Genomic DNA, 14,749 nt, shown 5'->3' with positions numbered 1-14,749 from the left:
ATTAATCACTCACTTTTTTAAATGTCACAGGCACCACGGTGTCGCCGTCGTAGCGCCCACTGCACTGAGCCACATCGTTCTCGTCCGGCTTGCAGGAGATTTCTGGCAGCGGATAACGCGAACCATCGCTGCAACGCGCATTGCCACGGGTTTTGATCATCAACGTGCCGGACTGCATCAGGCCGGAAAACACGTCCGCTTTGCAGACGATATTGTCGCCATGCACCAGGCGCACGTTGCCTTTGTTATTGGCGATTTGGTAACGCAGCGTCGGCGGTTTGCCAGTGATGGAATCTTTAATATTGATGGCGACGCGCCAGCTGCCATTGAGGAATTTTGTCGAGCCAACTTTTAACGCGTCGGCGGGTAAAATCAGCGCGCCTTTGGGTACATCAGCGGGCGTTGTTGCGGCGATGACAACCGGCTCTGGTTCGGGTGCGGGCGCTTCGACAACAGCGGCCTGAGCAACAGGCAGCGTGGAAACATGCTCGACAACGGGTTGAGCCTGCATGGGCGCAGGGGCAATGGCTTGCGGTTTAACGTCTTCAACTTTCTGCGCTAAAGGCTCGGCGTGGGGAGCCGATACCACAAAATATGACACTGGAGCAGCGATAGCCGCCACGATGGCCGCCGCAACGGGCCATATCCAGCGTTTCGGTTTTTTCACTGCCGCAGGTGTGACGGTTTCTTCGACTGGCGCAGGCTGCGGCGGTAATTCTGGCAACGGTGTAGGGGGTGTTGGCGCGGAGATCGAATACAGCGGTTCATCCGGTTCACTCAATACGATAACGGGCGGCGTGGCAGGTGGTGGCTCCGGAAGGAACTCAATAACCGGTTCGTGTTCTTCGGCAATACGCAAGCAATCGAGTGGGTCGGGGCGGGCGCTATTGTTAAGGCTGACAAATCCCCAAAACGTGAGCACCGGTTTGCCATCAACCAGGTAAACATGCTGGCTGCCAGGAAACTGCAATGCGTTGGCGAGCAAGGAGCCAAAAAGTTGAATCGCCGTTTTTTCTGACTGCCCGCAGCGCTGAATCAGCGAGGCGACGTTGGCCTGGCAATTATCGAGATAGCGCAGCGCTTTTTTGCGTTGTTCATCGCTGGCCGCAGCCCAACTGATGACTGAACCCTCGCAGGGCGCGTACCAGTCAACCCGGTCGCCTTCATCGTTTGGCTGAGGAATCGCCAGGCTATCGACCACCGCTTGCTGTTTGCGTAAGCGCAATGTTTCGCGAATTTGTAGTGCCGAGTCGAATACTGTCTGCCCGTTTTCGCCTAGCGAAAGGAAGTCATCTAAGCATCCGCTGCGCAATAATGTTTTTGCCACGTCATCAATCCTGCTGTTTTCAGCTCCGCTTGAGCCATTTTCACACTTTCCATTTTACGGATTCGCGGCCCAGGCAAACGGCGGAGGAAGCGGCACTTTTTTCTAATTATCGGGCGATTGCACTTAAGTCATTGGGTGACGCGATGGTTTTGTGCTACTGATTATTCTTCTCTACATCGCCGGAGTGCTTAATCCATGTCAGAAAAATTGCCGTTATTACTGGTTCAGATGGGCCATCCACCGCTGGATATTCGTCAAGCCGTCGGCGAGCAACCGCAGTGGTTTCACGCCGCATTAGGTGATGTTGGCCCGGTGACTGTGGTGTGTCCGTTTGAAGGTGAAGCACTTCCCGCTGTTGGCACGTTTAGCGGCGCGGTGATTACCGGTTCATGGGCAATGGTGACGGACCATGAAGAATGGAGCGAACGCACCGCCGAGTGGGCGCGGGAAGTTATCGAGGCGGGCGTGCCGGTTTTGGGTGTGTGCTACGGGCACCAGTTAATGGCTTACGCGCTGGGTGGCTCGGTGAATTACCATCCGCAGGGTAGCGAAGTGGGGCAAATTGCCGTCACGCTGAATGACGCCGCCCAGCACGACCCGCTGCTTAGCGGCCTGCCAAATTCGTTCGATACCTTTTTAAGCCACGAACAAAGCGTGCTCGCGCTGCCAAAAGGTGCGGTGGTGTTGGGCGCATCCAGCCATGACCCGCATCAGATAGTTCGTTACTCACCAACCGCATTCTCAGTGCAATTCCACCCGGAATTTAGCGCCCCGGTGATGAATAAAATCATTACCAGCCGCAGCGAAAGAGTGGCGATGAAAGGGAAAGACCGTGACGCACTGCTGGCAAAAGTCAGCGACACGCCTGAATCCCGGGCGATATTGCAGCGGTTTGTTGCGTTATTGTAATAATAAATGGCGGTAGATCGCGCTGGCAAATGGCAAAACTTTCTATGCCACTCGCAGCAATGTGACGGGTTACACCGTCAGCCTGAACGGCAGCGATTTCTCGAAAGCAAAATTGAACTGATAATCTTTTTTGTAGGTCGGATTAGCGTAGCGACCTCCGACATTATTGGCATTAATGGTGGATGACGCCTTCGGCTTATCCCCCCTACATGAAAGCAGTTGTAGGAGGGATGAATGTTAGCGACCTCCACCGTTAAAAAGACAGGAATAACAACATGGAGTCATTTTTTTCAACCACTGCAAACTGCCGCGTCCGCTGGCTGGAATTGCCTGGCAGCGGCACACCGCTTGTATTTGTTCATGGCCTCGGTTGCGCTTCATCTTATGAATATCCTCGCGTCGTTGCTGATAAAAATTTTGCTGGGCGAAGGGCGATTCTTATCGACCTTCCCGGTTATGGATATAGCGAAAAACCCCGCGATTTCAGTTATTCAATTAAAGAACAGGCGCAAGTGGTGGCTGAACTTATTGGTCATCTGAAACTGGAGAAGTATTTTCTCTATGGTCATAGCATGGGCGGCAGTATCTGTATTGAAGCTGCAGATTTATCGACCGCAAATTTATCCGCGCTGATCGTTTCAGAGCCTAACTTCCATCCTGGCGGCGGCTTTTTTAGCCAACAGATTTGCAGCGTGAGTGAAGCGAATTATGTTTCAGAGCTGCATAACGCAATGATTAACAATGAAAATGGCCCATGGTCAGGAAGTTTAGCGGCAGCGGCTCCCTGGGCTGTGTGGCGCGGAGCGGAAAGCCTGATCAAGGGGAATCACTGGTTAACGATTTTCGCGCAGCTGAACAAACCGCGTTCGCTGATCTTTGGTGAGCAATCGCTGCCTGACAGTGATTTCACCCAAGTCCAAAAGTTGGGCATCAGCACAGCGGTATTGACCGAATGCGGGCATTCCATGTCATGGGAGAATCCAGCGGCACTAGCCGGCGCATTAGAGTCATTCTGTAAACAGCACGAATGATTAATGAGCTTGAGAATATTACCGGGGAGTCATAAGGTATACCCTCAAAATTTAAGGAGATAGTTATGGCGCACCTGGAAGATGTTATTGCCCGCGTAGACGCGGCGGTGGCGGAGAATGTGATTGAGCATATGAATGAGTTGCTGATTGAACTGAGCGATGATGCTGAGTTAACCCGCGAAGATCGTTACGCGCAGCAGCAGCGTTTGCGTATCGCCATCGCGCAGAAGGGCCATCACCATAAAGCAGAAGTGGAACAGCGCCGCGAGGATTTAACCAAAGGCGGCACAATTATTTAAGTTTTAAAACGTGTTATTAAAAACCGCCTTCGTTGAAGGCGGCGTGAAAAGAAACCAAGGCGTAGAAATCAAGCGGTTTTCACTTCCGGTTGCATATTCATCATACGGTTTAGCCACGGCACCATCGCGGCCATAATCAGCGCGATCACAAAGGTCGTGATGCCAATTTTGCTGAACACGCCGGTATAAATCGGCAATGTTTGCAGCGGATCGTTAAGGGATTCCGGCACTGCCGTGAAGGTGGCAACGTAGCCGCCGAGCAGGAAGGCTGCGGCCTGGGTCAGGAACCACATCCCGAGAATAAAGCCCATCATATATTGCGGCACCAGTGCGGCGACCATCGCTAAACCTAACGCGCTGATCATTAGCTCACCCAGGCTCTGGAACAAATAAACCAGCACGATAAACCAAGGGGAAGTCAGCCCTTGTGCGTCAGCAAACCACATGCCAGCAGCGGCGGCAGTTAAAAAACCTAACGAACACAGGAACATGCCGAGAGTAAATTTGGCAGGCATCGTCAGATCTTTGCCTTTGGCACCAAAACGGGTATACAGCGTGGCCAGAATGGGGCTGGCGACCACGACCCAGAATGGGTTCAAAGCCTGAAAACTGACGGGGTTGATAGTAAAGCCGAGAATTTCATGGCGCACATTATTGATAGCAAAGAAGTTCAGCGACGTTGGCATCTGGGCATACAGAATATAAAACAGCACCGCTTCAATCATCAGCACAAAGGCGACGTACATGCGGTTGCGATCGCTTTTGTTTTGTTTCGCGGCCTCGCGGAAGAAGAGGAAAATCACGATGATAGACAGCACAATTAACACGATATTCGCCACTTTCACGTTATGCATCAGCCACGCACAGACGTAAATCATCACCACCGTTCCTGCTAAAACCAGCAGTAAATTTTTGTAGCTCATCGGCTTGCTATCGGGTTCCGAGCCGATGTCGCGCACCATGCCACGGCAGCAGAAATAAACCAGCAATGCGAAGACTAAGCCAATGCCGCACAGGTTGTAGGTCACGGCGTAGCCATATTTGTTGGCAATGACGGGCGCGAGCGACAAAGACAGTAAAGAACCGATGTTGATAGACATGTAAAACAGGGTGAATGCGCCGTCCAGACGGGGATCTTTTGGCGGATAGCATTTTGAAAGCAGACTGGCTGGATTGGCTTTGAATAGCCCGTTGCCCACCGCGATGGTGCCCAGAGCAATAAAGATCATATCAGGATTATGCAGCGACAAACCGGTCATAAAGTAGCCCAGCGCCAGTACCACGGCACCAAGAACCATTGTGCGTTTTGTGCCTAATAAATGATCGCCAACATACCCACCGATAGAGATCAGCCCGTAAACCAGAGCGGCAAAGGCACCAAAGGTGACAAAGGCTTGTTCCTGTGAAAAACCGAGCTCTTTAACGAAAAATACGGCCAGAATACCCTGCACGCCGTAGTATCCAAAACGCTCCCATAACTCAACAAAAAAAATCATAAAAAACGGTTTAGGTTGCTGCAATAAACCGGTAGGGGCGGGCTTGTTCATGTTCGTTTGCCTTTAGACATTTTAAGGAAGTATAGGCGGCTATTGGCGCTATACCTAAGGTCGATCTCTGATGGAATCGTCTTCTGTTTTTGTACATCAATATGATGTATTAATGCCGACTTTGAGACGATACTTAGGGTATTGTATGGTTAATTTGCTTTCCTGGTGGTTGATCACACTACAAAAATAACACCCTATTTTTTATCCGGTGGGAGTCCTCCAGAATTTCTGACATCCATCTACACTATTGAAATATCTCACTGCTTTTGGGTTTACTCTATGGCAGAAAACTATTTCAACGCGCGGCGCTCACTGAAAATGGCTTCGCTTGGCGTCATGTTGTTGGCCCTGGAAACAGAAACCACGTATGCCGCCTGCGACAACTTTACTCCTGCCAGCGGTGAACAAACCACGTGCAGCCCTGACCCGATCCCCGTCACACAACCTATTACCGCACAAACGAACAGCTCCCAGGTCTCCGTTATCATCGATCCCAATGCCACAGTGACGATTGCTAATAACAACGGCGTGCTGATTTACACTGACAGCACCGCGCAAAACCTCGGGACCATTAATATCGCCGGCGATACCTTTGACGCTATTTCTTCCCGCGGCGATGGCAACCAGCAAATTAACGCTGGCACTATTTTTACGACCGGCATCCAGTCTGAAGGGTTGTTCTCTGAAGGGAATGGCAACCAGCTGACCAACAGCGCGACGGGGTTGATTAACACCAGCGGTGCGAACGCATCGGGAATGGCAAATATTTCCAACAATGCCGCCAGCAATAACGTCTTGTTAAACGAAGGAACCATTGTGACATTGGGTGACGGTGCCGATGGGATATACGCGCAAAGTGGCGGAAATACCCTTATCAACAACGGTGGTATTACCACCTCCGGCACGGGTGCTCATGGTCTGGAGGGGAATGGTGCGAATAACGTTATTACCAATAACAGCGTGATAACTACTAACGCAACTGGGGCGAACGGTATCAATAATGTCGGTGCGCCAACGGTGGGGAATGCCACCAACAACGGCACGATTTCAACCGTAGCAACCAATGCCAATGGCGTATATTTTGGCAGCCCTGGCACGTTTACCAATGCGTCAACCGGGACGATTAATGCAGCGGGAGCCTATGGGGCTTATCTCTCAGCCGGAGGGATCATTAATAACGCGGGCAGCATTACCGCCGGGCGCAGCGCCATCACAAACGATGTGGGGCCGACCACCGTCAATAACTCCGGCAGTCTCACCTCCGGCAGTGGTGATTACGGTATCTGGTTTTTCAACTCCCCAGGCGATGTGCTTAACAACAGTGGCAATATTACCGGTGGCAACGGTGTGGCGGTGCAGTACAGCGCAGGTAACGACCAGTTCATCTGGCACGATTCGGGAGTGATTCAAGGCTCGGTGTTGATGGATGCGGGGGACGACAGCGCGTTTATGAGCAATCTCACCAGTGCGCAACTGAGTGACAACATGGTGCTGGACGGCGGAGCTGATAATGACAGCTTGCAACTGGATAACAGCGCCGCCCGTAATCCTGCCCGTCTGGTGAACTTTGAAACGCTCAATATCACCAACAGTTCTGCACTCACGCTCGACTCGCCTTTAGTTTTAGGCGACAGCGTAACGGGGACTGGCGTGCTTAATATCGACGCCAGCAGTCAGTTGTTGGCCGGCGAGCAAAGTAACGCACAAATTCAGTCATCGATAACCGGTAATCGCGTCACGGTTAATAACGCGGGCGAGATTGATTTAACCAACGGCGGCACGTCAACGTCAGATAATCTGACCATCAACGGTAACTATGTCGGGCAAAATGGCATCATCCGCCTGCAAACCGTGCTCGGTGACGACAGTTCGCCGTCCGACAAAGTGACGATTTCTGATGGGGAAGCCAGCGGAAACACCCAATTGCAGGTGGTGAATGTCTCAGGGCCGGGTGCAGCGATTTTAGCGAATGGCATCTTGTTGATTGACACCGTCAATGGCGCAACGACCACGGCCAATGCTTTTACACTTTCCGGCGGGCAGGTGAGTGCCGGGGCGTATGAATACCGCCTGTTTCGTGGGGGGATAACTGCAGGCAGCGAGAACAAGTGGTTTTTGCGTAACTCGCTAATTGTTACGCCACCCACTGACCCGGAACCGCCAGTGGATCCAGAAACGCCTGTCGATCCGCAAACGCCTGTTGACCCCGGTACTCCGGTTACTCCAGTAACCCCGGAAATCCCGGTCACGCCACCGACGGAACCGAACCCTTCTCCAACGCCGGGAGAGATCATTCCTCTGTATCGCGAAGAGGTGCCGCTATATTCAGCACTCACTCCACTGGCCTTCAACATTGGCCTGACGCAAATTGCCACCTTCCACGAACGGCAGGGAGAGCAGAGTTTTTTATCCCATAGCGGGACTTCCAACGGTAGCTGGGGGCGAATTTTAGGCTCACACACCGACCAACACTGGCGCGGCGATATCTCCCCGTCGTTTGACGGCAACGTCGGCGGTGTGCAGTTGGGACAAGATTTTTACGCCAGCGCCACCGATCATGCCGGGTTATTTTTTGGCTATACGCGGGTGGTTGGCGATGTCCGCGGTTTTGTCGAAGGCGAGCAAAATCGCCGTGCGGGTTCCACCACGCTGAATGGCTATAGCCTCGGGGCGTACTGGACGCACATCTGGCAGAACCAGGCGTATCTGGATGCGGTGCTGATGAACACCTGGCTTTCCGGTTCGCAAGAATCTGAACGCAATATGAATGCGGATATCAACGGGAACTTGCGCTCGGCATCGCTAGAAAGCGGCTATCCGTTACCCCTGAGCGGGAATGTGACACTGGAGCCGCAGGTGCAGTTTATTGTGCAAAATCTCTCCATTGATAACAGTCACGACGCGGTTTCAACGATTCGTTATGACGATGAAACCACTTATACCGGGCGCATCGGACTGCGGCTACAGGGTCATTACGGGTCGGACGTTCAAAAGATCCAGCCGTGGATAAATGTCAATTACTGGCAAGGCGCAAACCATACCGCGCAGCTTTATCTGGGCGAAGACGGCGTTAATACTGCCACTGGCAGTAAAGCGGTGCAGGTTGGGGCGGGAATATCGGCAACAATAAATCCTGCAACGGCTTTATATGTGGCAGTGAATCAAACCAGCGATCTCGATTCTGAGCATCGCCGTGATTATTCCGGTAATTTTGGCGTGCGTGTAACCTGGTAATTATTTTAATCGTTGCACCATCACGGGAAATTAAAAACAAATCGCGCGCTACCATAGTGCGGGGATATATAAGTAAATATTATAGCTCCGTACTATTGCTTTAAATAACAGCGCGATAAATATCTGGCACGTTTAATGCTTTATTGATTCCATCTTGTATACCAGATGGGATTCCAGTTTATGTCAGTAGCAACTTTGTCTGAATGGGTCGTGAGTTACCGCCAGCACCCGCAACAGCTAGTGGCGGCATATCAGCAATTAAATGCGAACTTATCCCGCGATGATAATGCGTGGATATATATCGCCACGCAGGATGAAATCTATGCCCAATTAACCACAATTTTTCAGGAAATTAATTCTGGTGAAAAGCAGGCAACAGATTTTCCATTATTAGGCGTTCCTTTTGCGGCGAAAGATAATATTAATGTCGCCGGAATGCCCACCAGCGCGGCGTGCCCGGCATTTACTTACACCCCTGAAAAAGATGCGACTGTGATATCCCGCCTGAAAGCGGCGGGGGCCATTGTGGTAGGCAAAACAAATCTCGACCAATTCGCGACCGGGCTTGTCGGCACCCGCTCACCGTTTGGCGCAGTCAAAAATACCTTCAACCCTGAATATGTGAGCGGCGGCTCAAGCTCCGGTTCTGCATCGGTGGTAGCGCGCGGCCTGGTCTGCTTCTCATTGGGTACCGATACCGCCGGTTCCGGGCGCGTACCGGCGGGCTTCAATAATATCGTGGGCCTGAAACCGACAAAAGGCTGGATTTCCATCGCAGGCGTGGTGCCTGCTTGCCGCCTCAATGACTGTGTTTCGGTATTCGCGTTAACGGTTGAAGATGCCGAAACCGTGGCTTCCATTGCGGGCGGCATCGATCCGCAAGATCCGTACACACGCGCTAATCCGCAAACGGCTCCGGCACGTTTTAATGAACAGCCGCGTTTTGCCATTCCCGACCAGCTTGAGTTTTTTGGCGACAAATATAGCGAGGCGGCTTTTGCCAAAACGTTGCAACGCCTTGAGCAGCAGGGCGCAGAACTTATTCCAATCGATTTCACCGCCTTTAACCAGTTAGCCGAGCAGCTTTATTACGGCGCATGGGTGGCAGAGCGGACTGTTGCGGTAGGCGAAATTTTCAAAAATCAGCCTGAAGCGATGGACCCCACCGTGCGCGGCATTGTGGCCAACGGCCTGAACTACACGGCTTGCGATGCCTGGCAGGCGGAATACACCCGCGCGGAACTGGCGCAAAAAATCAACGCGCAACTGAGCGAGTTTGATGCGCTGGTGGTGCCAACGTCACCGACTATCCATACCCTCGCTGAAATGGCGCAGGAGCCGGTGCGATACAACTCGCAATTTGGCACCTACACCAACTTCACCAATCTGGCCGACCTCTGCGCGCTGGCGCTGCCGGGAGATTTCCGTGAAGACGGCTTACCAGCAGGCATCACGATTATCGCCCCCGCATGGCACGACCAGGCTTTGAGCCACTTCGGGAAAAGCTGGCAACAGGCGCTGAACCTGCCGCTGGGTGCCACTGAAAAAACGCTTCCTGCGACCCTGGCCGCAAAAATCTCTGCAAACCACGTTCGCGTTGCCGTTGTCGGCGCACATCTGCGCGGAATGCCGCTCAACCACCAGCTCACCACCCGTCATGCGGTGTTTATCGAAGAATCCCGCACCGCGGCCAATTATCGCCTTTATGCGCTGGCCAATACTCAGCCGCCAAAACCCGGTCTTGCCAAAAGCCCCTCCGGGCAGCCGATTGCCGTCGAGCTATGGGATATCCCGCTGGCTCGTTTTGGGGAATTTGTGGCGGAGATCCCCGCGCCGCTTGGGATCGGCACTTTGACTCTGGAAGACGGCAGGAGTGTGAAAGGGTTTATTTGCGAACCCGCAGCACTATACGACGCCACGGATATTACCGCGTGGGGCGGCTGGAAAGCCTGGCTTGCCCGTCACCACAGCGCCTGAGGAGATGAAAATGTTTAGCTCAGTATTGATAGCAAACCGCGGTGAAATTGCTGTTCGCGCCATTAAAACACTCAAGAAAATGGGTATCGCCAGCGTGGCGGTGTACTCCGAACCCGATGCCAATGCACAGCATGTGATGGACGCCGATGTGGCGATTGCACTGGGTGGCGAGAAAGCCGCGGACAGTTACCTCGATATCGGGAAAATCATCGCGGCAGCCAAACAAAGCGGCGCACAGGCGATATTCCCTGGCTACGGTTTTTTGTCGGAACGGGCTGAGTTTGCCCAGGCGTGCGCCGAAAACGGCCTTGTTTTTATCGGCCCCACGGCGGAACAAATCCGTGACTTTGGGCTGAAACATTGCGCTCGTGACCTGGCGTTTAAAGCCGAGGTGCCGATGACGCCGGGAACCGGTTTGCTGTTAACCCTCAAAGAAGCGCAGCTGGCGGCGGCTGAAATTGGCTATCCGGTGATGCTAAAAACCACGGCGGGCGGCGGCGGAATAGGGCTGACTCGCTGTGATGATGAAGCGAACCTGATTGAAGCCTGGTCGAGCGTGAAACGCATGGGGCAGCAGTTTTTCAGCGACGATGGCGTGTTTATCGAGCGTTTTGTCGACCGCGCTCGTCATCTTGAAGTGCAAATTTTTGGTGATGGCAAAGGCAAAGTGGTGGCGCTGGGCGAGCGTGATTGTTCATTGCAACGCCGCAATCAGAAAGTGGTGGAAGAAACTCCCGCGCCGAATCTGCCGCAAGCCACGCGTGAAGCGATTCACGCCGCTGCCGTGGCACTCGGCGAATCGGTCAATTACCGCAGCGCAGGCACCGTGGAATTTATCTACGACGCCGCCCGCGATGCGTTCTATTTCCTCGAAGTGAACACCCGTTTGCAGGTCGAGCATCCGGTGACTGAAATGGTCACGGGTCTGGATCTTATCGAATGCATGATTAACGTGGCCGCGGGCGTCACGCTTGACTGGCAGCGTTTAGCACTGCCACCCAAAGGTGCCGCCATTGAAGTGCGAATTTATGCCGAAGATGCGCTGAAAAACTTCCAGCCAAGCCCCGGCGTGCTGACCGACGTTTTCTTCCCGGAAGATGTTCGCGTCGATGGTTGGGTCAGCACCGGCAGCGAGGTGAGCGCGTTTTACGATCCGATGATCGCCAAAGTGATCGTGTATGGCGACGATCGCCAACAGGCGTTAAGTAAACTGAACGCGGCGCTGGCCGCCACGCGTTTACACGGTATTGCGACAAACCTCGATTACCTGCGCCAAATTGTTCAACTCGCTGAATTTAAAGCCGGAATGATGTGGACGCGCCTGCTTGATAGCGTGGTTTATCAGGCACACGCCATTGAAGTGCTGGAACCCGGCACCTGGAGTAGCGTGCAGGATAGCCCAGGTCGCCTCGGTTATTGGGATATCGGCGTGCCACCGTCCGGCCCGATGGACGATTTTGCGTTTCGCCTCGCAAACCGCATTGTCGGCAACCATCCGTCAGCTGCCGGGCTGGAATTTACCCTGCAAGGGCCAACCCTGCGTTTCCACAGCGCTGCGACTATTGCGCTAACCGGCGCTGATTGCCCGGCGACGCTTGATGATGAAGCGGTTCCATACTGGCAGCCGGTGATTGTGAAAGCGGGGCAAACACTAAAACTGGGGCGTGCGACTTCAGGCTGCCGCACCTATCTGGCGGTGCGTAACGGTATTGATGTGCCGGTGTATCTCGGGAGCCGTTCGACGTTTGCCCTCGGGCAGTTTGGCGGCCATGCCGGGCGCACCTTACGCGTGGCGGATGTGCTGGCAATTTCCCAGCCGAGCTTGCCAGCCTGCACCACACCTGCGCCAATTTCACTGCCGAAAACCCCGGAACCCGCCGTGATTCCGCAGTACAGCGACGTGTGGGAAATCGGCGTGTTGTACGGGCCACACGGCGCACCGGATTTCTTCACGCCGGAATCCATGCAAACTTTCTTTGAGTCCGAATGGCAGGTTCACTACAACTCCAACCGCCTCGGCGTGCGGTTAGTTGGCCCGAAACCGGAGTGGACGCGTGCTGACGGTGGCGAAGCGGGCCTGCATCCTTCCAATGTTCATGACTGCGAATATGCGATTGGCGCGGTGAACTTTACCGGAGATTTCCCGGTGATTTTGACGCGTGATGGCCCAAGCCTCGGCGGGTTTGTTTGTCCGGTGACTATCGCGAAAGCAGAGCTGTGGAAAGTCGGGCAGGTGAAGCCGGGCGATCGTATTCGCTTCCATGCGATCACCTTTGAACACGCTCAGTCGCTGGAAATCGCCCAGGACGTGGCGGTGACTAATTTGCTGCATGTGTTAAATCTGCCGGATTTGCATCCGTCGATTACACCGACCACCACGTCGAGTGCGGCAATCCTCGCAGAACTGGACGCACAACAAGGGTTGCCTGCGGTGGTTTACCGCCAGGCGGGCGATAACTATGTGCTGATTGAATACGGCGACAACGTGCTGGATTTGGCATTGCGCCTGCGAATTTACCTGCTGATGAAGGCGATTAAACAGGCTGGCGTTTCCGGCGTTGAAGAGCTTTCCCCCGGCGTGCGTTCACTTCAGGTGCGTTATGACAGCCAGCATATTTCCCAGTCGCAACTGCTGACGTTACTGCTTGGGCTTGAGAAACAGCTCGGCGATGTCACGAAGCTCAAAATCCCGTCGCGCATTGTCCATTTGCCGATGGCTTTTGAAGACAGCGCCACCCTTGCGGCGGTGGAACGTTACAAAGAAACCGTACGCGCCGATGCGCCGTGGCTGCCTAATAACGTTGATTTTATTCAGCGCACCAATGGGCTGGCGCACCGCGACGAAGTGAAACAGATCCTGTTTGATGCCAGCTACCTGATTCTCGGCCTCGGGGATGTGTATCTCGGTGCACCTTGCGCTGTGCCGTTAGATCCGCGCCATCGCTTACTTAGCTCGAAATACAACCCGGCCCGCACGTGGACTGCCGAAGGCACCGTCGGTATCGGAGGCATGTATATGTGCATCTACGGCATGGATTCACCGGGCGGATACCAACTGGTCGGGCGCACGCTGCCCATCTGGAACAAATTCCTCAAAAACGAACAGTTTGGCGACGAGCCGTGGCTGCTGAAGTTTTTTGACCAGGTGCGTTTCTACCCGGTTTCCGAAGACGAGTTGACCGAGTTGCGCAGCGCATTCCGCGAAGGACGCGCCCAGGTTCGCGTCGAAGAAGTCGATTTTGATTTCGCCGCTTATAACGCGTTTTTGAGCGATAACGCCGATGACATTACGGATTTCCGCCGCCGCCAGCAGTTGGCCTTCAAGCGGGAGGTGGCGAACTGGAAAGAGCAGGAAACGGCCGCCGTTGCCAGCGCGATGTCCGTGGAACAAGCCGTGCCAGAAGAACAAGAAGGTCAGTTAGTGAGCGCGGATCTGAACGGCAATATCTGGAAGATCCTCGTCGAACCGGGTCAGAGCGTGAAGCAGGGCGATCCGTTGATTGTGGTGGAAGCCATGAAGATGGAACTGATGGTGAGCGCACCATGCGACGGAACGGTTATCCGCATTAGTTGCCAGCAGGGTCGCCCGGTGGGACCGGGTGATGCGTTGTTGTGGCTGGAGGCGGTGTGATGTTTGGGGACGGACGCCCTCATCCCGACCTTCTCCCCCAGGAGAAGGAGAAAACCGGTCAATCCCCTCTCCCGTGGGAGAGGGTTAGGGTGAGGGCATGAAAAAAACCGAGGGCGTTGCCGAGCGTATCTACCGCTTACTGAAACAGGAAATCTTCGATTTCCAGTTGCTGCCGGGGGATCGCTTTAGCGAAAACGATATCGCGCTACGCATGGCCGCCAGCCGCACTCCGGTGCGCCAGGCGCTGTATGCCCTTGAACAAGAAGGCTATGTCGAGGTGCAGCCGCGCAGCGGTTGGCAGATAAAAGCGGTGGACTTCGACTATCTCGAGTCGCTCTACGATCTGCGCATTGTGCTGGAGCTTGAAGCGGTGAAACGGCTGTGTGCGTTGCCCGCCGAAGTACGCCCGCTGCCGTTACAGGCGCTTAAGCAGTTCTGGATGGATTCCGCGCAGTTACCCGATGGCGGGGAAGTCGCCAGCCACGACGAGGTTTTCCACATGACGCTGGTAGAAGCGGCGGGAAACCCAGAAATGGCGCGAGTTCACCGGGAAATTACTGAAAAAATTCGCATTGTGCGGCGGCTGGATTTTACCCAACGGCCTCGCGTTAGTGCGACTTATCTCGAGCATGGGCTGATTTTGCTCGCCATTTTGAACCGTCAACTTCAGGAGGCGCAAACCCGCTTACACGACCATATCGCCGCAAGTCAGAAAGAGGTTCGTCAAATTACTCTCCATATGCTTCATCAGGCGAAGCATGGGGTTTTACCTTAATACTTTTGGAGTGAAACAT

At 53.9% G+C, this 14,749-nt stretch carries 9 protein-coding genes; 7 read left to right on the top strand and 2 right to left on the bottom strand.

Annotation, left to right across the window (positions count from 1 at the left end; translation table 11 throughout):
• Position 1 precedes the first annotated feature (1 nt).
• The gene (locus M2371_RS05930; RefSeq protein ID WP_259267164.1) at positions 2–1,327 is read right to left on the bottom strand and encodes an SrfA family protein; all 1,326 of its coding nucleotides are present in this window, start codon (positions 1,325–1,327) and stop codon (positions 2–4) included.
• Positions 1,328–1,522: 195 nt separating this feature from the next.
• On the opposite strand from M2371_RS05930, the gene M2371_RS05925 reads away from it, so the two are divergent.
• The 3 genes from M2371_RS05925 (at position 1,523) to M2371_RS05915 (ending at position 3,566) form a co-directional block, all read left to right on the top strand.
• Positions 1,523–2,236: a glutamine amidotransferase gene (locus M2371_RS05925; RefSeq protein WP_259267163.1), complete on the top strand. Its 714-nt coding sequence runs from the start codon at positions 1,523–1,525 to the stop codon at positions 2,234–2,236.
• A 275-nt stretch (positions 2,237–2,511) separates the two neighbouring features.
• Positions 2,512–3,267 (top strand): alpha/beta fold hydrolase, encoded by a 756-nt coding sequence (locus M2371_RS05920; RefSeq protein ID WP_259267162.1) that lies wholly within the window; start codon positions 2,512–2,514, stop codon positions 3,265–3,267.
• Between the two features lie 65 nt (positions 3,268–3,332).
• A complete protein-coding gene (locus M2371_RS05915; RefSeq protein WP_034495278.1) occupies positions 3,333–3,566 on the top strand; it encodes a DUF2526 family protein in 234 nt (77 codons plus the stop codon).
• A gap of 68 nt (positions 3,567–3,634) precedes the next feature.
• Here the strand turns inward: M2371_RS05915 and dtpB are convergent, their stop codons facing one another.
• On the bottom strand, positions 3,635–5,113 hold the full coding sequence (dtpB, locus tag M2371_RS05910; protein ID WP_259267161.1) for a dipeptide/tripeptide permease DtpB: 1,479 nt from the start codon (positions 5,111–5,113) through the stop codon (positions 3,635–3,637).
• A 279-nt stretch (positions 5,114–5,392) separates the two neighbouring features.
• Between dtpB and M2371_RS05905 the strand changes: the two genes are divergently transcribed.
• The 4 genes from M2371_RS05905 (at position 5,393) to M2371_RS05890 (ending at position 14,730) form a co-directional block, all read left to right on the top strand.
• Positions 5,393–8,347 carry an autotransporter outer membrane beta-barrel domain-containing protein gene (locus M2371_RS05905; RefSeq protein ID WP_259267160.1) on the top strand — a complete coding sequence of 985 codons (2,955 nt, stop codon included), beginning with the start codon at positions 5,393–5,395 and terminating at the stop codon, positions 8,345–8,347.
• A 180-nt stretch (positions 8,348–8,527) separates the two neighbouring features.
• Positions 8,528–10,324 (top strand): allophanate hydrolase, encoded by a 1,797-nt coding sequence (atzF, locus tag M2371_RS05900; RefSeq protein ID WP_259267159.1) that lies wholly within the window; start codon positions 8,528–8,530, stop codon positions 10,322–10,324.
• A gap of 10 nt (positions 10,325–10,334) precedes the next feature.
• Positions 10,335–13,955, top strand: coding sequence for an urea carboxylase (gene uca / locus M2371_RS05895; RefSeq protein ID WP_259267158.1), 3,621 nt, complete (start codon positions 10,335–10,337; stop codon positions 13,953–13,955).
• A 97-nt stretch (positions 13,956–14,052) separates the two neighbouring features.
• Complete coding sequence (locus M2371_RS05890) at positions 14,053–14,730, top strand: GntR family transcriptional regulator (protein ID WP_259267157.1); 678 nt, start codon at positions 14,053–14,055, stop codon at positions 14,728–14,730.
• The last annotated feature ends 19 nt before the right edge of the window (positions 14,731–14,749 follow it).

The organism is Buttiauxella sp. BIGb0471 (genome assembly GCF_024807715.1).
GTDB classification, from domain to species: Bacteria; Pseudomonadota; Gammaproteobacteria; order Enterobacterales; family Enterobacteriaceae; genus Buttiauxella; species Buttiauxella agrestis.
Note: the sequence above shows the minus strand (reverse complement) of the source record. Positions and strands in the feature narration are given on the sequence as shown.

Coding starts and splice junctions, on each gene's coding strand:
- dtpB (WP_259267161.1), bottom strand. CDS start 5,113: ATGAACAAGCCCGCCCCTACCGGTTTATTGCAGCAACCTAAACCGTTT.
- M2371_RS05905 (WP_259267160.1), top strand. CDS start 5,393: ATGGCAGAAAACTATTTCAACGCGCGGCGCTCACTGAAAATGGCTTCG.
- uca (WP_259267158.1), top strand. CDS start 10,335: ATGTTTAGCTCAGTATTGATAGCAAACCGCGGTGAAATTGCTGTTCGC.
- M2371_RS05915 (WP_034495278.1), top strand. CDS start 3,333: ATGGCGCACCTGGAAGATGTTATTGCCCGCGTAGACGCGGCGGTGGCG.
- atzF (WP_259267159.1), top strand. CDS start 8,528: ATGTCAGTAGCAACTTTGTCTGAATGGGTCGTGAGTTACCGCCAGCAC.
- M2371_RS05920 (WP_259267162.1), top strand. CDS start 2,512: ATGGAGTCATTTTTTTCAACCACTGCAAACTGCCGCGTCCGCTGGCTG.
- M2371_RS05890 (WP_259267157.1), top strand. CDS start 14,053: ATGAAAAAAACCGAGGGCGTTGCCGAGCGTATCTACCGCTTACTGAAA.
- M2371_RS05925 (WP_259267163.1), top strand. CDS start 1,523: ATGTCAGAAAAATTGCCGTTATTACTGGTTCAGATGGGCCATCCACCG.